17 protein-coding genes are annotated in these 17681 nt (G+C 71.2%); 11 read left to right on the top strand and 6 right to left on the bottom strand.

Translation table 11 applies throughout. The annotated features are described in order from the left end of the window. Positions 1–21: 21 nt before the first annotated feature. Positions 22–846, bottom strand: coding sequence for a class I SAM-dependent methyltransferase (locus ABZS61_RS15360; protein WP_356419972.1), 825 nt, complete (start codon positions 844–846; stop codon positions 22–24). Between the two features lie 396 nt (positions 847–1242). Here ABZS61_RS15360 and rpsA point away from each other — a divergent pair, with 396 nt between their 5' ends. Further along, on the top strand, positions 1243–2757 hold the full coding sequence (rpsA, locus tag ABZS61_RS15355) for a 30S ribosomal protein S1 (protein ID WP_356419969.1): 1515 nt from the start codon (positions 1243–1245) through the stop codon (positions 2755–2757). 126 nt (positions 2758–2883) lie between these two features. Here the strand turns inward: rpsA and ABZS61_RS15350 are convergent, their stop codons facing one another. Next, on the bottom strand, positions 2884–3846 hold the full coding sequence (locus tag ABZS61_RS15350; protein ID WP_356419966.1) for a right-handed parallel beta-helix repeat-containing protein: 963 nt from the start codon (positions 3844–3846) through the stop codon (positions 2884–2886). 362 nt (positions 3847–4208) lie between these two features. Between ABZS61_RS15350 and ABZS61_RS15345 the strand changes: the two genes are divergently transcribed. The 4 genes from ABZS61_RS15345 (at position 4209) to ABZS61_RS15330 (ending at position 7858) form a co-directional block, all read left to right on the top strand. Beyond that, positions 4209–5732, top strand: coding sequence for an FAD-dependent oxidoreductase (locus ABZS61_RS15345; RefSeq protein ID WP_356420285.1), 1524 nt, complete (start codon positions 4209–4211; stop codon positions 5730–5732). 82 nt (positions 5733–5814) lie between these two features. Beyond that, positions 5815–6753, top strand: coding sequence for a PAC2 family protein (locus ABZS61_RS15340; protein WP_356419963.1), 939 nt, complete (start codon positions 5815–5817; stop codon positions 6751–6753). 43 nt (positions 6754–6796) lie between these two features. Further along, positions 6797–7399, top strand: a complete 603-nt coding sequence (gene coaE / locus ABZS61_RS15335) for a dephospho-CoA kinase (protein ID WP_356419960.1) — start codon at positions 6797–6799, stop codon at positions 7397–7399. Between the two features lie 90 nt (positions 7400–7489). Next, entirely contained in the window at positions 7490–7858 is a 369-nt protein-coding gene (locus tag ABZS61_RS15330) for a tetratricopeptide repeat protein (RefSeq protein WP_356419958.1), read from the top strand. 15 nt (positions 7859–7873) lie between these two features. Here the strand turns inward: ABZS61_RS15330 and ABZS61_RS15325 are convergent, their stop codons facing one another. After that, on the bottom strand, positions 7874–8152 hold the full coding sequence (locus ABZS61_RS15325; protein ID WP_356419955.1) for a DUF6343 family protein: 279 nt from the start codon (positions 8150–8152) through the stop codon (positions 7874–7876). Positions 8153–8269: 117 nt separating this feature from the next. On the opposite strand from ABZS61_RS15325, the gene ABZS61_RS15320 reads away from it, so the two are divergent. The 3 genes from ABZS61_RS15320 to ABZS61_RS15310 all read left to right on the top strand — a co-directional run bounded on the left by ABZS61_RS15320 (position 8270) and on the right by ABZS61_RS15310 (position 10752). Then, on the top strand, positions 8270–9382 hold the full coding sequence (locus ABZS61_RS15320) for an ADP-ribosylglycohydrolase family protein (RefSeq protein WP_356420282.1): 1113 nt from the start codon (positions 8270–8272) through the stop codon (positions 9380–9382). A 61-nt stretch (positions 9383–9443) separates the two neighbouring features. Beyond that, the gene (locus ABZS61_RS15315; protein WP_356419952.1) at positions 9444–10142 is read left to right on the top strand and encodes a class I SAM-dependent methyltransferase; all 699 of its coding nucleotides are present in this window, start codon (positions 9444–9446) and stop codon (positions 10140–10142) included. A 148-nt stretch (positions 10143–10290) separates the two neighbouring features. Next, entirely contained in the window at positions 10291–10752 is a 462-nt protein-coding gene (locus ABZS61_RS15310; protein ID WP_356419950.1) for a DoxX family protein, read from the top strand. Here the strand turns inward: ABZS61_RS15310 and ABZS61_RS15305 are convergent. Further along, positions 10746–11117 carry a hypothetical protein gene (locus ABZS61_RS15305; protein ID WP_356419947.1) on the bottom strand — a complete coding sequence of 124 codons (372 nt, stop codon included), beginning with the start codon at positions 11115–11117 and terminating at the stop codon, positions 10746–10748. The genes ABZS61_RS15310 and ABZS61_RS15305 overlap by 7 nt on opposite strands. A 220-nt stretch (positions 11118–11337) precedes the next feature. Between ABZS61_RS15305 and ABZS61_RS15300 the strand changes: the two genes are divergently transcribed. The 3 genes from ABZS61_RS15300 (at position 11338) to ABZS61_RS15290 (ending at position 16754) form a co-directional block, all read left to right on the top strand. Continuing rightward, positions 11338–12450 carry an SPFH domain-containing protein gene (locus ABZS61_RS15300; RefSeq protein WP_356420279.1) on the top strand — a complete coding sequence of 371 codons (1113 nt, stop codon included), beginning with the start codon at positions 11338–11340 and terminating at the stop codon, positions 12448–12450. 123 nt (positions 12451–12573) lie between these two features. After that, positions 12574–15474 (top strand): DEAD/DEAH box helicase, encoded by a 2901-nt coding sequence (locus tag ABZS61_RS15295; RefSeq protein WP_356419944.1) that lies wholly within the window; start codon positions 12574–12576, stop codon positions 15472–15474. Continuing rightward, complete coding sequence (locus ABZS61_RS15290; protein WP_356419941.1) at positions 15471–16754, top strand: SWIM zinc finger family protein; 1284 nt, start codon at positions 15471–15473, stop codon at positions 16752–16754. The genes ABZS61_RS15295 and ABZS61_RS15290 overlap by 4 nt, the downstream gene beginning before the upstream one ends. Positions 16755–16761: 7 nt before the next feature. Here ABZS61_RS15290 and ABZS61_RS15285 read toward each other — a convergent pair whose 3' ends face one another. Further along, complete coding sequence (locus ABZS61_RS15285; protein ID WP_356419938.1) at positions 16762–17073, bottom strand: hypothetical protein; 312 nt, start codon at positions 17071–17073, stop codon at positions 16762–16764. A 74-nt stretch (positions 17074–17147) separates the two neighbouring features. Further along, positions 17148–17585, bottom strand: a complete 438-nt coding sequence (locus ABZS61_RS15280) for a DUF3574 domain-containing protein (RefSeq protein WP_356420276.1) — start codon at positions 17583–17585, stop codon at positions 17148–17150. Positions 17586–17681 lie beyond the last annotated feature (96 nt).

The raw sequence follows: 17681 nt of genomic DNA, 5'->3' as shown, positions 1-17681 counted from the left end.
CCAGTCTCGTACGCCGGCCGTTCACCAGGTCCGGCGGTCCCGCTCGCACACGAAGATCGCGGTCCCGGGGATGAGGTTGCCGCGCAGGGGGGACCAGCCGCCCCACTCCTGGTTGTTCCAGGCGGGCCACTCGGGCTCCACCAGGTCCGTCAGCCGGAAGCCGCCCGCCACCACGTCGCGCACCCGGTCGCCGAGTGTCCTGTGGTGCTCCACGTACACGGCGTCGCCCCGCTCGTCCTGCTCCACGTACGGCACCCGGTCGAAGTAGGAGGCGGCGACCGAGAGCCCCTCGGGGCCGGGTTCGTCGGGAAACGCCCAGCGGACCGGGTGCGTCACCGAGAAGACCCAACGGCCCCCGGGCCTGAGCACCCGGTGCACCTCGCGGAACACCTGTACGGGGTCGGCGACGAAGGGCACCGCCCCGTAGGCGGAACAGGCCAGGTCGAAGGAGCCGTCCCGGAACGGGAGTCTGCCCGCGTCGGCCTCCACGAGGGGGACGTCGTCGCCGATCCGCAGCGCGTGCTGGAGCTGGCGGTGCGAGAGGTCCAGGGCCACCGGACGGGCGCCCTGTGCGGCCAGCCAGCGCGAGCACTGGGCCGCGCCGGCACCGATCTCGAGGATGCCCAGGCCCTTCAGCCCGGAGGAGGGGCCCAGCAGGCCTGCCTCGGCCTCGTCGAGGCCCTCGGGGCCCCAGACGAAGCGGTCGTCCCCCAGGAAGGCCCCGTGGTCGCTCTGGTACTCGTCGGCGTTCCGGTCCCACCAGCCGCGACTTGCCCGGCTGCTCTCCGATTCCCCGGCCTCCCGGCGGGTCGCTTCAGGTTCGGACCCGCGGATCTCTTGGCTCATCGTGCCCGTCGTTGTAGTTTGCCTTCACCCGCCGCGCACGGTGCCCGATCGGGCTGTACGGGTGAGTACGGCCGCGTGCGTGCGGAACGGTGCCGTGGCCGATGTGGCCTCGGACAACATGAGTTGTGCCGGGAATGAGGCGATGTGCCCCGCGTGTGCGCCTTCGCGCATTGACCGCTTCCGGCTGCCCCCGTATGCTACAAGTTGCGCCGCGAGCCTGCGCGCTTCAGACCTAGCAGGCCGCGCTCGCGTCTGATGTGTGTGCCCTCGGTTGTCGGGGCGCCTTCCGGAGTCCGGTTGGGTGCCCTCAAGGCTGTCCGGCTTCTTCAGAGGCGATACGGGCTTACGGCGTAGCAGTAACTTCGACTCTCTGTCCGTACCGGAGCCCTTTCCCACATGACGAGCAGCACCGAGACCACCGCCACCACTCCGCAGGTTGCGGTCAACGACATCGGCGACGCGGACGCGTTCCTCGCGGCGATCGACGCGACGATCAAGTACTTCAACGATGGCGACATCGTCGAGGGCGTCATCGTCAAGGTTGACCGGGACGAGGTTCTCCTCGACATCGGTTACAAGACCGAAGGCGTCATCCCGAGCCGCGAGCTCTCGATCAAGCACGACGTCGACCCGAACGAGGTCGTCAAGGTCGGCGACGAGATCGAGGCCCTGGTTCTCCAGAAGGAGGACAAGGAAGGCCGCCTGATCCTCTCGAAGAAGCGCGCTCAGTACGAGCGTGCCTGGGGCACCATCGAGAAGATCAAGGAAGAAGACGGCATCGTCACCGGTACCGTCATCGAGGTCGTCAAGGGTGGTCTCATCCTCGACATCGGCCTCCGTGGCTTCCTGCCGGCGTCCCTCGTCGAGATGCGTCGTGTCCGCGACCTCCAGCCCTACGTGGGCAAGGAGCTCGAGGCCAAGATCATCGAGCTGGACAAGAACCGCAACAACGTGGTCCTGTCCCGCCGTGCCTGGCTCGAGCAGACCCAGTCCGAGGTGCGCCAGACGTTCCTCACGACCCTGCAGAAGGGTCAGGTCCGTTCCGGCGTCGTCTCCTCGATCGTCAACTTCGGTGCCTTCGTGGACCTGGGTGGCGTCGACGGTCTCGTGCACGTCTCGGAGCTCTCCTGGAAGCACATCGACCACCCCTCCGAGGTTGTCGAGGTCGGCCAGGAAGTCACCGTCGAGGTTCTCGACGTGGACATGGACCGCGAGCGTGTCTCCCTGTCGCTCAAGGCGACGCAGGAAGACCCGTGGCAGCAGTTCGCCCGTACGCACCAGATCGGGCAGGTCGTCCCCGGTAAGGTCACCAAGCTCGTTCCCTTCGGTGCGTTCGTGCGCGTCGACGAGGGCATCGAGGGTCTGGTCCACATCTCCGAGCTGGCCGAGCGCCACGTGGAGATCCCGGAGCAGGTCGTCCAGGTCAACGACGAGATCTTCGTCAAGGTCATCGACATCGACCTCGAGCGCCGTCGCATCAGCCTCTCGCTGAAGCAGGCCAACGAGGCCTTCGGTGGCGACCCGGCTTCGGTCGAGTTCGACCCGACGCTGTACGGCATGGCCGCGTCGTACGACGACCAGGGCAACTACATCTACCCCGAGGGCTTCGACCCCGAGACCAACGACTGGCTCGAGGGCTTCGAGGCTCAGCGCGAGGTCTGGGAGACCCAGTACGCCGAGGCGCAGACGCGCTTCGAGCAGCACCAGGCCCAGGTCATCAAGTCCCGCGAGGCCGACGAGGCCGCTGCTGCCGAGGGCGCTGCTGCCCCGGCCGCCGGCGCCCCGGCTGCCTCCGGCGGCAGCGGTGGCGGCGGCTCGTACTCCTCGGAGTCCGACGACAACTCCGGCGCCCTGGCGTCGGACGAGGCGCTGGCTGCCCTGCGCGAGAAGCTGGCCGGTGGCCAGAGCTGACGCTCTGACCCCAGTCGCTCATCGGCCGTAGAGCTGTAGAGCTTGTCGGTAAGGCCCGCTCCCTTCGGGGGGCGGGCCTTACTCGTATCCGCGAACGCATCAGGACCGGGGGCCGGCCGACAGGGCTTACGGGGTGACGGCGATGTTCGTCAGTCCCTTGCCGGCGGTGACCGTGTTGTCGCTGTGGACGGTCGTGCGGCAGGTGGAGCTCTGGTTGGTGACATTGACGGCGAGCTGCTTGTCGCCGGTGGTGCCGGTCAGGTCCGAGGCATTGTTGCGGAACACCGTGCCGCAGCCCCAGCCGCTCTGCTGGGTGTGCGTCTCGTACCCGTTGTTCGTCGTACGGGAGCCCTTGTTGTCCTGGACCAGGACGTCGTTCCCCTTGACGTCGACCCAGGAGTCGTCGTAGTTGGCGCCGGTCAGCCCGCTGCCGTCGAAGGTGTTGCCGATGATCTGCGCCCCGGTGGTCCCTTCCTTGATGTCGATGTTCTCGCCGCCGACGCCGGGCCCGATGATGTTGTCGAGGATCTGCACCGCGTCACTGCGGTCGGTCAGATCGCCCGCGGACCCCACGTACACGCCTTCGCCCATGCCGCGGCCGTCGTGTCCCGTGTCGTAGATCCGGGAGTTCTTGATGACGCCGTCCCTGCTGGACCTGCGGAAGTGGACGCCTTCCATGTCGAGGTCGTGCACGGTCACGCCGTCGATGACGACACCGGTGGCGGCATCGGCCATGATCCCCTTCTGGCCGCCGGTGACGGTGATGCCCCGCACGGTCCAGTAGGACGCGCCGTTGAGGTGCAGTCCGTAGCCGCCGCCGGCGGTGAGGACCGCCTTGTCGGAGCCGGTGAGAGTGATCCGGGCGGAGGAGGTGGCGGCGACGGTCGCCTTGAAGTTGCCGGTGTACGTGCCGTCGGCGAGCCGGATCGTATCGCCGGGGGCCACGGCGATGAGTGCCGCCTTGAGCTGGGCCGCTGTGGTGACGTCGATGACCGCCTCCGCCGACGCGCTGCCGGCGGAGGCGAGGGACAGGCCTCCGGCGGCGAGCGCGGCGGCCAGCAGGGTGGGGAGCAGTGTGCGGGTGCGCATGGGGGTGCCTTCCCGTCGAGGGGTTCAGAGGTTCCCGCAACCGAACGCGTTCTTGTACGTGAATCTAGGGCGGGATGCTGAATCTGCTGCCCAGTGACGCTAGGGATGAGATGTGGCCATGTCAAGGTCTGGACCATTGCTCGCCCGGCTGGTGAACGGAGGGAAACCTGCGGGATACACGAGTAACTGACGGCCTGTAACAAGCGCTTGCCAAGATCCCGACAACCTCAGGAACGAAGGTGAGCCAGGACATGACATATACGTCGAACACCTCGCGCGATGCGCAGATTTCCCCCGTGGCGGCCGGTGCCAGCCGTCGTAGTTTTCTGCGCAACGTAGGCATCACCGGCGGCGCGGGCGCCATGTTCGCCACCATGGGGGCGCTCGGTCTCGCGCCGACCGCCCAGGCCGCAGGCCGCGAACCCGCCTTCAGGGCGCCGAGCAGAGGGGACTTCACCCTCAAGGGGAGGGCGGCGGCCAAGGTCGTCGTGGTCGGCGGAGGCATCGCCGGTCTGGCCGCCGCGTACGAACTGGGCAAGGCGGGCTACGACTGTACGGTCCTGGAGGCCCGGGGCCGCACGGGCGGTCGCAACTTCACCGTACGCGGCGGGGACTCGACCACCGACACGTACGGCAACAAGCAGACCGCGAAGTTCCACGACGGGCAGTACATGAACGCCGGTCCCGGCCGGATCCCGCAGTGGATGGTCACCCTCGACTACTGCCGTGAACTCGGCGTCCCCGTTGAGGTGTTCACCAACGTGAACGCCAATGCCTATATATACAACGAAACGACAGGCATGAAGGCCCCGGTGCGCTACCGCACCGCGAAGGCCGACGTGTACGGCTACGTCGCCGAACTCCTCGCGAAGGCCACCGACAAGGGCGCCCTCGACCGGCAGATCACCGTCGAGGACCAGGAGCGGCTCCTGGAGTTCCTCAAGGACTTCGGGGACATCGGCGACAGTCTCGACTACACCGGGAGCCCGCGCCGCGGCTACCGCGTCGACCCGGCGGCGGCCGGCACCCCGGGCGAGGAACTCGGCTCCGTACCCACCGCGTCCGAAGTGTTCGCCAGCGGTGTCGGACGGTACTTCTCCTTCGAGTTCGAGTACGACCAGGCCATGCTGATGTTCCAGCCGGTCGGCGGCATGGACCGGATCCCGGCCGCACTCACCCGGGCCGTCGGGGAGCGCCGGATAAGGACGGGCGCGGCGGTCACCGACATCACCGACACGGCGCACGGCGTCACCGTGACCTACACCCAGTCGGGACGCACCCGTACCATCGACGCCGACTACTGCATCGCCGCGCTGCCGCCCAACATCCTCGCCAAGACGGCTCACAACCTCGGTCCCGCCGTCCAGACCGCCCTGGAGGCGTGCAAGCCGTCCTCGGCCGGGAAGATCGGGCTGGAGTACCGTAGCCGCTGGTGGGAGAGCGACCACCGGATCTACGGCGGAATCACGGAGACGGACCTGGACCTGTCCCACATCTGGTACCCGTCCCACGGTCACAACGGGGACCGGGGGCTCGTCATCGGGTACTACAACTACGGCTCCCAGGCCGACTCGTACGCCGCTCTCGCCCCGCGTGAGCGTGAGGCGCGCGCCGTCGCCCAGGGGGTCAAGATCCACGGCGAGAAGTACCGCACGGAACTCTCCTCGTCGTTCTCCCACCACTGGCGCCAGACCCCCTACCTGGAGGCCGCCTGGCACTCACTCTCAGGAGGCCCCGACGCCCCGGCCTTCGCGCCGCTCAACCAGGCCGCGGGGCACGTCTACTTCGCAGGCGACCACCTCAGCCACACGGACGCCTGGCAGCACGGGGCCTTCACGTCCGCGCGGAAGGCGGTCACCGCGCTCCACAGCCGTGTTCTGACGTAACGGCTCGCGAAAGGAGGGCGGGCGGGAATGCCGGTGCCGTGCGGGGTGTTCTTGTCGGGGAACACGAGGAGGAGCGGTAACCGTGCCTGATCCGCAGAGTTTGTACGAATGGGAGCCGAAGGGCCTGGCCGTCGTCGACATGGCGCTCGCCCAGGAGTCGGCCGGCCTGGTCATGCTCTACCACTTCGACGGATACATCGACGCGGGCGAGACCGGCGAGCAGATCGTCGACGGCGTGCTCGAGACGCTGACGCACCAGGTCGTGGCCCGCTTCGACCACGACAGGCTCGTGGACTACCGCGCACGGCGCCCGCTGCTGACCTTCAAGCGGGACCGCTGGACGGCCTTCGAGGTGCCGACGCTGGACGTGCGCGTGGTCCAGGACGCGACGGGCGCACCGTTCCTGCTGCTGTCCGGCCCCGAGCCGGATGTGGAGTGGGAGCGGTTCGCCGCCGCGGTCGAGCAGATCGTCGAGCGGCTCGGCGTCCGCCTCGCGGTCAACTTCCACGGCATCCCGATGGGCGTCCCGCACACCCGCCCGGTCGGAATCACCCCGCACGGCAACCGCACCGACCTCATGCCGGGTCACCGCAGCCCGTTCGACGAAGCGCAGGTCCCGGGTTCCGCCGAGGCGCTCGTCGAGTACCGGCTGATGGAATCGGGCCACGACGTCCTCGGCGTCGCCGCCCACGTCCCGCACTACGTCGCCCGGTCCTCGTACCCGGACGCGGCCCTCACCGCGCTCGAGGCGATCACCGCCGCGACGGGCCTCGTCCTGCCGAGCATCGCGCACGGTCTGCGCACGGAGGCACACCGCACCCAGACGGAGATCGACCGGCAGATCGGCCAGGGCGACGAGGAGCTCGTCTCACTCGTCGAGGGGCTCGAGCACCAGTACGACGCGGTGGCGGGCTCCGAAACGCGTGGCAATCTCGTCGCGGAGCCGGTCGACCTGCCGTCGGCGGACGAGATCGGCCTCGAGTTCGAACGTTTCCTGGCCGAGCGCGAAGGCGACTCCTGAGGGCGGCTCCGGGCCGCCCCTAGGAGACCTCTAGGCTCGGCGCATGCTGAAAGTGGGCCTGACCGGCGGGATCGGCGCCGGCAAGAGCGAAGTGTCACGGCTGCTCGTGAGCTACGGAGCCGTACTGATCGACGCCGACCGGATCGCGCGTGAGGTCGTCGAGCCCGGCACACCCGGGCTCGACGCCGTCGTCGACGCCTTCGGGCCCGGGATCCTCACCCCTGAGGGCACGCTGGACCGGCCCGCACTCGGCGCGATCGTCTTCGCCGACCCCGAGCGCCTGGCCGCACTGAACGCCATCGTCCACCCGCTCGTCGGCGCCCGGTCCGCGGAACTGGAGCGGGCGGCAGGACCCGACGCCGTCGTCGTCCACGACGTCCCCCTCCTCACCGAGAACGGCCTCGCCCCGCTGTACGACCTGGTCGTGGTCGTGGACGCCACCCCCGGGACGCAGCTCGACCGGCTCGTACGACTGCGCGGGATGACGGAGTCCGACGCGCGCGCCAGGATGGCCGCGCAGGCCACCCGCGAGGAGCGAAAAGCCGTCGCCGACCTGGTCGTCGACAACGACGGGCCGCGGGAGGCCCTGGAGCCGCAGGTCCGCGCCCTCTGGTCGGAACTGGCCGCGAGGGCCGCCGGAGGCTGAGCCCGCGCCGGGGACGGAATACCGGAATCCGGCCGGACGTTGAAGAGCCCCGGACGTTGAAGTACCGCAGCCGAGGGGAAGGATGCCGGCATGCCCGAGCGAAACCCGGAAACCCACGTCATCGACTTCCGTGCGGCGGAGCAGCTCCTCGCGGCGCGGGATCCGAGGGGCGCGGTGAAACTCCTCGACTCGGTGATAGCCGCCCATCCGGAGAACACGGCGGCCCGGCTCCTGCGCGCGCGCGCCTTCTTCGCTGCGGCGCAACTCCGCCCGGCCGAGCTCGAGTTCGAACTGGTCCTGGAGCGGGAGCCGGACAACGCCTTCGCGCACTTCGCCCTGGCCCGTACCTTTCAGCGTGCCGGCCGCCCCGAGCAGGCCACCCGCCACTTCCGGCTGGCAGCGGCGCTCGACCCGAACCCGGAATACCTGAGGGCAGCCCGCTTCGAAGAGCGCCCCTGACCCGCACAGCCGTGTTCAGCGGCCGGGCCCGCCCCGCTCGCCGCGATCGGGCTCGTACGGCGGGACGTCCCTGCCGGGCTGGTAGTGCGCGCCCTGGCGCATGTGGCGGACGACGAAGCAGAAGTCCGTGACCGTCACCACGAGGAGCACGCCGCACGCCGCCGCCCAGCCGGCGCGTCCGGTCAGCACGAACGCCGTCAGACCGAAGGCGGCCCAGATCATGCCCCATAGACTCAGCCAGAGTCGCATCCGCAGGGGACTGCGCGCGGTGGACGGTTCACTCCCGGTACGCATCGGCATCTCCTCTCCTCCCAGCATGAACCCGCGGTGCGGCATACGGAAGCCGCGGTACCGGACGGATGAGGGGAGCGGACTGTGGACGCCAGGGAGCAGGGGAACGCCACCGGGGGAATGACGGCGTGGGGCGACGTCGTCGCCCGCCGGGCCAGGGTGCGCGGCGCCCTGCTGGGTGGCGCCGTCGGGGACGCGCTGGGGAATCCCGTCGAATTCCTCTCGCTCGGCGGCATCCGCCGCGCCTACGGGGAGCGCGGCGTGCGGGAGCCCGTCGCAGACGCGGACGGCGTCGTCGGGCGGATCACGGACGACACCCAGATGACCCTGTTCACGGTCGAAGGGCTGATCAGGGCCCATGCCAGGGCCAGGTCGAAGGGGGTCGGCGGCTCGGAGACCGTCCTCGTACGCAATGCCTACCTGCGCTGGCTCGACACCCAGAACCACCTCGCCCCGCCGACGCGGGGCGGGGAGGACACCGTACGGACCGGATGGTTCAGGCAGCAGCCCTGGCTGTATGCGCGCCGGGCACCCGGCAACGCCTGTCTGACGGGGCTCGCGGCCGGCCACGTCCCCGGCGCCGACGCACCGCTCGACGTACCGGGCCCCGTCAACCCGCAGTCCAAGGGCTGCGGCACGGTGATGAGGTCCGCACCCTTCGGGCTGCTCGGAGCGGACGCGCCGAAGAGCTTCGAACTCGCCGCCCGGTGCGCTCAGATCACCCACGGCCACCCCACCGGGGCGTACGCGGCAGGAGCGCTCGCCGCGATCGTCACGCACCTGCTGGAGGGCGACTCACCGGCGGGCGCCGTCCTGCGGGCCATGGATCTGCTGGCCCGCCACCGTGGTCATGAGGAGACGACGGCCGCGCTGCGTGCCGCCGTCGACCTGGCCGCCCGCGGCAGGCCGACCGCCGAGCGGGTGGAGTCATTGGGGGCGGGGTGGGTCGCCGAGGAGGCCCTCGCCATCGCCGTCCACTGCGTGCTGGTACTGCCGGGACCGGACGACGTGGCCGAGGCACTGCTGCTCTCCGTCAACCACTCCGGCGACAGTGACTCCACGGGCTCGGTCTGCGGCAATCTGCTCGGCGCGCACCACGGGGACGTGGCGCTGCCGGCCTCCTGGCTCGCCCGGACGGAGGGCAGGGCCGTGATCGTGGAGCTCGCCGACGATCTGTGCATGGAGCTCGAACAGCCGGTGGTGTGGCCGGACGGCCGCTACCCGCAGTACTGACGGGGCACCCGCCCACGACGGTGCGGGGAACGGGGCCGGGCTGCCGTGCGTTCGGCCGGGCATGAGCGGACGACTGATACGTGAAGGGCATTCGGGGACAGGGCCGGGCTCCATCACACCGGACGGCTGCGCGGTCGAGCTGTATGCGCGGCTGTCCGCCGGAAGCGAACCGGATGTGATCGAGGCGGCCGTGCCCGCCGGAGCGAGCATTCTGGAACTGGGCTGCGGGACGGGCCGGGTGACGCACCCACTGGTCGAACACGGCTTCGTGGTGACCGCGGTGGACGAGTCGGCGCAGATGCTGGGACACGTCAGAGGCGCACGCACGGTGCGGAGCCCCATCGAGTCGCTGGACCTCGGCGACGAGAGGTTCGACGTGGTCGTGCTCGCGTCGTTCCTGGTGCACACGAGTGATCACCGCGTCCGGGAGGGACTGCTGCGGACCTGCCGCAGGTACGTCAAGGACGGTGGCGTCGTCCTCCTCCAGCGGGAGGGTGCCGACTACCGCACCGATCTGCCGCGGGAACGCGAGGATCCGGGGGCGGACTGCACCATACGCATCCTTTCGGCGGAGCCGCTGGGCGACGGGGTGAGCGAGGTACGTGCCGAGTACGTGTTCGAGGACGCGCGGTGGACCCAGACGTTCCGGTCACGGGAACTGTCCGTGGAGCAGTTCGAAGCCTGTCTGGAAGAGGCCGGACTGACCGTCGACCGCTACCTCACCGATGACGGTGTCTGGGCGCTCGCACGGCCCAAGTAGCCCTCGGAGAAAGTGAATCAGGGGTCCGGAACGCGATGAGTTCCGGACCCCTGCAGGGTCTACCCCTCTGTAAGCGCCGGGAAGGCGAAGCGGCAGGTCCGCACCGCACCGGCGCACGTCATCCACGACGCCCTTTGAGGAGACCCCCATGTCCGAAACCAGTGCTGCCGCCGCTTCCCCCGCCGCACCGGCCACCGCGTCGCCGCGCCGCAGCCGGGCTTCCGTCGTCCTGACGGCGGTCCGGATCGTCCTGGCGCTCTTCTTCGGACTGAGCGCGGTGCCCAAGCTCATCGCCCATGAGTCAGCCGTGGAGTCCTTCGACCGCATGGGCTGGAGCAGCGGCGCGATGTACACGATCGGCGGCCTGGAGATGGCCGGCGCCGTCGCCCTCCTGATCCCCCTGCTGTCCGGGGTGGCCGCCATGGCCTTCGCCGGGCTGCTCACCGGGGCGTCGATCGTCCAGCTGACGCTCCTGGACCCTCCGAACGCGGTCATGCCGGCGCTGCTCGTCGCCGTCGTCGTCCTGATCGCCCGGGACCGGAGGGAGCGGACGGCGGAGCTGGTCGCGCTGGTCCGGGGGCGCGGCCGTACGGGGCGCCGCGGTCAGTGAACGAACCTGTAGCTGCGCCAGGGCAGGCTGCGCGGGGAGTTCGCGTCGGTCAGCGTGGTGGCGACGTAGGTGGTTCCACCGCCGGTGCAGTCGCGGGTGCGGTAGAGAATCATGTCGATCAGGGTCCTGTTGATGACCTCGTTGGCGCCCGCGGGTGCCAACCGGTGGCAGCCCTTCACCGAAGGGCTGTGCACGCTGACGACCCTGTCCCGCTCGGTGGTGTAGGTGACCGGTCCGACCGCGGTACGCCCGAGGCCGGAACAGCCCGTGAGGCCGAGGGTGAGCAGGGCCGCGCCGGCTGCGATGCCGGTGTGTCGGCGGCGTCGGCGGCGGTCGGTGGCGGTCGGGGTCGCGGTGACGGACATGGGCGGGTCCTCGTCTGCTCGTCCGGCTCATCGGTACGGCACGGAGACGTGCTGGTGCTGGTCACCCTGCCTGTTCCGCGAAGCCCCGGCATCCGGTGCGCGGCCGGCCGGGCCACTGACACCCGGACAGAGGTTCGACGGGTGCGCATACCGGGCATACCGTGGTAATAGGGCGCGATGGACGGGTGCTGGAATGCACTCTCGGACGCAGGGGGCCGTGATGGTCCAGGAGCTGGTGATCGCAGCGGTGGCGGCGGTCTCGGGCGCGGCGGTGTACGGAATGGCCGCGGCCCGGGTGGTCAAGCAGTATGAACGCGGAGTGGTGCTCCGGCTCGGCAGGCTCCACGACCGTGTGCGGCCGCCGGGATTCACCATGATCGTTCCCGGTGTGGACCGGCTCCGCAAGGTGAACATGCAGATCGTGACGATGCCGGTGCCCGCGCAGGACGGCATCACGCGGGACAACGTGACGGTCCGCGTGGACGCCGTCATCTACTTCAAGGTGGTGGACCCGGCGAGCGCGGTGATCGCCGTGGAGGACTACCGGTTCGCGGTCTCGCAGATGGCGCAGACGTCCCTCCGGTCGATCATCGGAAAGAGCGACCTGGACGATCTGCTGTCCAACCGGGAGAAGCTGAACCAGGGACTGGAACTCATGATCGACAGTCCGTCGGTCGGCTGGGGTGTGCAGATCGACCGCGTCGAGATCAAGGACGTGTCCCTGCCGGAGACGATGAAGCGGTCCATGGCCCGGCAGGCCGAGGCCGACCGTGAGCGGCGCGCGCGGGTCATCAACGCCGACGCGGAACTGCAGGCGTCGAAGAAGCTGGCCCAGGCGGCCGAGCAGATGTCCAGCCAGCCGGCGGCGCTCCAGCTCCGACTGCTGCAGACCGTGGTCGCGGTGGCGGCCGAGAAGAACTCCACGCTCGTACTGCCGTTCCCCGTCGAGCTGCTCCGCTTCCTGGAGCGGGCGCAGGGGCAGCCGCCCGCGGAGGTGCGGCAGCCGCAGGGGACCTCCGAGCCGTCCGCGCCATCCGAGTCGCCGCCCGCCTCGTCCGCGCCGTTCGTTCGCCAGGTCGTGCCGGAGAGCGAGCCGTCGCCGTCCGGGTACGACGGGTCCTCCCCGCAGACCGAGCCCTCCCCGCAGATCGAGTCCCGTGATGCGCGGACGGGGTCCCATGCGCGGGCCGAGGACCTTGAGCGCAGCGGATCACGGGCCGCGCGCCCCCCGGCGGCTGATCCTCCCGCGTCGCGCGACCCCGGAACCGCGCCGGACTCCGCGGAGGAGCGGCAGTCCGGCGGGACGCACGCCGAGCCCTTCGCCCACCACTGACGCGGACACCCCGCCCGCCCCGGCCGTGGAAACACGTGCGGGGCGGGCCTTGTCGTACCCCCCGCCTAGACTCGCGAGGGCAGGGAGTCAGGCGCGCGGACCGAGGCCGGAGGGGCGGTGGACATGGCACAGCGGACCACGGACGCGGCCGCCGACCGGCTGGTGCGGTGCGCGGCGGTCTTCCTGCCGGCCGCACTGCCCCGGGACGGCCGGATCGCCTTCTGGGACCCCGAGGGGGGTACGCCCTCCTCCGGTGCCGACGGGCCGCCTGGCGACGGCGGGGATCCGCTCCGCACCGTCACGGATCTGACCGTCGTCGGGCTGCACGGCACGGCTACGGCCCGGCGCCGTACGGTGCCCGCGGTGCTGCTGTCCGTCGCGGAAGCCGTTCCTCTCCTCGTCCGCGCCCGGCACCGCGCCTCCGCCCACCCCGCCACGCGCGCCTGGGGCGCGGCCGCGCTGCACGCGCTCACCCTGGTGGCGCGCGGCAGGCTCCTGCCCGGTCTGACGACCGACGACCACGACGCATGGCGGGCCGGGCCCCGCGACGCGGAGGACGTCGCCCACCTCAGGGCGGTCGCCGCCTCGATGCCCCCCGAGGGACATGCGGTCCCGCTGGACGGCACACCACTGCGGGTACCGGACCCCCTGGCCCTGCTCGGAGCGTTCCTCGACGCCGTGGCGGACACCCTGCCCCGAACCCCTGCCGCCGGCCACGCGATGGGTGCGCCGTTCGCCGCGCGCGAGGCGCAGCAGCTGCCCGGCGCCCGCGCCTGGGCGGTCGAGGTGGCCGCCGGACTCGACGCGGGGGTGCGCGTCTCCCTCCGGCTCGACCTGTCCGTCCATGAACTCTTCGACACGACCGGCCCCACGGCGGAGACGGACGAGGACACGCACGAATCCCCGGCAGCCGCCCGCCACGCCGCCGCCGCCGTCACGCAGGTGCACAGCCTGGCCGATCCGACGTACGTCACCGATGCGGCGACCTTGTGGAGCGGCGGGGCAGGGGAGCCCTTCGGGCCGCGGGCGAGGATCGACGCGGTGCTCGCCCTGCGACGCGCCGCCCGGATCTGGCCCCCGCTGGAGCGGCTCCTGGACCAGCCCGTCCCCGACGTGCTCGCGCTCAGCGAGGACGAGCTGTACGAACTGATCGGCGAGGCGGGACCACGGCTGGCGGCGGCCGGGGTCGCCGTTCACTGGCCCCGGGAGCTCGCCCGCTCGCTCACCGCCACGGCCGTCGTCCGGCCCGCGCCGGGATCGGCCACCGACGGCACCTCGTTCTTCGACGCCGAGCACCTCTTCGCGTTCAACTGGCAGCTGTCCCTGGGCGACGAGCAGCTCACCGAGGCCGAGATGGACACGCTGGCCGAGGCCCACCGCCCGGTGGTGAGGCTGCGCGACCAGTGGGTGGTCGTGGACCCCGCGCTCGTACGCAAGGCGCGCAAGCGGGAGCTCGGTCTGCTGGACCCGGTGGACGCGCTCGCCGTCGCCCTGACCGGCAGTGCCGAGGTCGACGGCGAACAGGTCGAGGCGGTGCCGGCCGGAGCGCTCGCGGCACTCCGCACGCGCATCCTCGACGAGGACGCCACCCTCCCGCCCCCGCCCGGTCTCGACGCCACTCTCCGCGACTACCAGTTGCGGGGTCTGGCCTGGCTGGACCGGATGACCTCGCTCGGCCTCGGCGGCTGCCTCGCCGACGACATGGGCCTGGGCAAGACCATCACCGTCATCGCCCTCCATCTGCACCGCGCCCACGTCGCCCCCACGCTGGTCGTCTGTCCAGCCTCCCTCCTCGGCAACTGGCACCGGGAGATCAACCGCTTCGCGCCCGGCGTCCCCGTGCGCCGCTTCCACGGCACCGACCGCACGCTCACCGACCCGGACGGCGGCTTCGTCCTCACGACCTACGGCACCATGCGGTCCAGCGCGGACCGGCTCGCCGAGCACACCTGGGGCCTGGTCGTCGCCGACGAGGCGCAGCACGTGAAGAATCCGCATTCCTCCACGGCCAAGGCGCTGCGCACCATCCCGGCCCCGGCCCGCGTCGCTCTGACCGGCACCCCCGTCGAGAACAACCTCTCCGAGCTCTGGGCCCTGCTCGACTGGACCACCCCCGGGCTGCTCGGCCCGCTCAAGGCGTTCCGGTCCCGGCACGCCCGGATCGTCGAGAACACCGGCACCGCGGCGGGCCTGGGCAACGAGGAGGCGGTCGAGCGGCTCTCCCGGCTGGTCCGTCCCTTCCTCCTGCGCCGCAAGAAGTCGGACCCGGGCATCGCGCCCGAGCTGCCGCCCAAGACGGAGACCGATCACCCCGTCTCCCTCACCCGCGAGCAGGCCACGCTGTACGAGGCGGCCGTGCGCGAGACCATGGCCTTCATCGAGCAGTCCGAGGGCATCGCCCGCCGCGGGCTGATCATGAAGCTGCTCGGTTCGCTCAAACAGATCTGCAACCACCCCGCGCAGTACCTCAAGGAGGAGCCGACCCGGCTCACCGGACGCTCGGGCAAGCTCGCCCTGCTCGACGAGCTCCTCGACACGATCCTCGCCGAGGGCGCCTCCGTCCTCATCTTCACCCAGTACGTGTCGATGGCCCGTCTCCTCTCCGCCCACCTGGCCTCCCGCTCCGTCCCCTCCCAGCTCCTGCACGGCGGTACCCCGGTGCCCGAGCGGGAGCGGATGGTGGACCGCTTCCAGTCCGCCGAGGTCCCCGTCTTCCTGCTGTCCCTCAAGGCGGCCGGCACCGGGCTGAACCTCACCCGGGCCGCCCACGTCATCCACTACGACCGCTGGTGGAACCCCGCCGTCGAGGAGCAGGCCACCGACCGTGCGTACCGCATCGGGCAGACGCAGCCCGTGCAGGTGCACCGGCTCATCGCGGAGGGCACCGTCGAGGACCGGATCAGCGAGCTGCTGGAGTCCAAGCGTGCCCTCGCCGACGCGGTGCTCGGATCCGGGGAGGCGGCTCTGACCGAGCTCAGCGACCGTGACCTGGCCGACCTGGTCTCACTCCGGAGGACGGCATGAGCCCGGCCGCACGCCCCCGTCCCGCGGCGCGTCCCGGTCCCGACGACCTCCGGCGCACCTTCGAGGCGGTGCCCGCCCGCGCCTCGGACACCGCGGAACCCTTCGCGGACAGCTGGTGGGGCCGGGCCTGGGTGGACGCCCTGGAGTCCCTGTCGATGGACGAGGGGCGCCTCGCGCGTGGCCGCTCGTACGCCGACGGCGGCCATGTCGCCGCGATCACCGTGACCCCCGGCCGGGTCATCGCCTACGTCCACGGCAGCCGCCCCCGCCCCTACCGCGCGGAGCTGCGCCTGCGTACGTTCTCGGCCTCCGACTGGGACACCTTCCTGGACGCCGTCGCGGCGCGGCCCGGGCACCTGTCCGCGCTGCTCGACAAGGACATGCCGCACTCCCTGGTCGACACGGCGGGGGAGACCGGCATCCGGCTGCTGCCTGCCGCGGGCGACCTCGACCCGGACTGCTCATGCCCGGACCGTGGCTGGCCCTGCAAGCACGTGGCGGCGCTCTGCTTCCAGACGGCGCGGCTCCTGGACAGCGATCCCTTCGTCCTGCTGCTGATGCGCGGCCGGGGCGAGCGTGAACTCCTCGACGAGCTCGGCCGCCGCAACGCCGAGCACTCCGCCCGAGAACGCCCCGGCACCCCGGTGATGCCCTCGCTCCCTGCGGCCGAGGCCCTGGCGGGCCGCTTCCTGCCGCCGCTCCCGGCACCGCTGCCCGTGCCGCCGTACCCCGGGCAGCCGCCCTCCTACCCGGAGCTGCCCGGCGCCCATGACCCGCTGTCCCTGGACCACCTCGCCTCGGACGCGGCTGCCCGCGCCCACGCGCTCCTGACCACCGGGGACGATCCGATCGCCGGGCTCAGCACCTGGCAGGACGCGGTGCGCATCGCCGCGTCCCGGCCCACCGCGGGGCTCACGGCAGCCACCCGGGCCCTCTACCGCGAGCTGGCCTACGCCACCGGCCGCAGCACCACCGACCTGGCCCGCGCCGTCGCCGCCTGGCGGCAGGGCGGCGCGGAGGGCCTCGCCGTCCTGGAGAGCCCCTGGGACCCGCCGGCGGGCCCGTTCGACCGGGCCCGCCCCGCCCTCGCGGCGGCCGACTTCCCGCGCTTCCAGCCCTGGCGCAACCACCTCACCAACGCCGCGGGCACCCTCCAGCTCCGCTTCGGCCACGACGGCCGCTGGTACGGCTACGAATCGGACCCGGGCGCGGACGACTGGTGGCCCCGCGCCACGCCGGACACCGACCCGGTGGGCGCGCTCACCGCCCTGCGGGGCTGATGATGCGTCAGCTCTGCGCGTAGTAGGCGAGCAGGCCGATCACCAGGACCGCACACAGGGGCAGCATCACCCAACGGGCCTTGCGGAACGACTCGTTCTCCTGCTGCGCCAGTCCGCTGTCGGCGCCGTGGGCGGTGGCCAGGTGCTCCCCGGCCATGTCGATGATCTTCCTCGTGGTCAGCAGTGACGGCGACCAGTCGCAGTGCGCGCACACGAGGAAGTCGCGGTACGGGTCGTACCGGAAGTCGCGTTCGATGTTCACCGTGAAGACCTGGCCGCCCGGTCCGGTGGCTGTGAAGTGGCGTATCGCCGCGCCCATGTGTATCGCTCCCGTGCTCGTCCGTCGTTTCCGGGCAACGGTAGGGGGCAGCGGTACGGACGGGACCCCGGGGCTCAGAAGTCGGCGAGGGTGCGTTCGTCGAGGCGGGCCACCGAGTCCTGGGCGTAGGCCTTCTCGTACGCGGCGCGGATCCGCTCGATCTGCGGGTCGCGCAGGCGCGTCTCCGACGCCGGGTAGAGCAGGATCAGTTCGTACGAACGTTCCCGCTCGATCACCCCGTTGGAGTCGCGCCACTGCCCACGGCCGTCCTGGATCGTGAGGCCGTCCGGGAAGTCCGGCGTGACATACCGGTCGACGAAGGCGAGGAACTGCGGGTCGGTCACATCCGGTCCGCCGTCGGGGCGTTCCGTACCGAAGAACAGCCGGGTCTCCACGTACTCGGCGCCCCGGACGGCCGTCGCCCGTGCCTCCGCCGGTGCCTCGCTGCCGAGCGTGGCGTACGCGATCGGCGCGCCCGTGGCGAGTACGGCGCACGCGGCCACGCCCGCCACGAGTGTGCGGCGCCGCGTGGATCGCTCGCGGTCCGGCTTCGGGCGGTTGCGCAGACGCAGCACGGTGATCTCCCACGGGGCGGTCGGATGCCGGAC

Origin of the sequence: Streptomyces sp. NPDC005566 (assembly GCF_040605575.1) — a bacterium.
Classification (GTDB): domain Bacteria; phylum Actinomycetota; class Actinomycetes; order Streptomycetales; family Streptomycetaceae; genus Streptomyces.
This window is presented reverse-complemented; position numbering and strand designations above follow the sequence as displayed.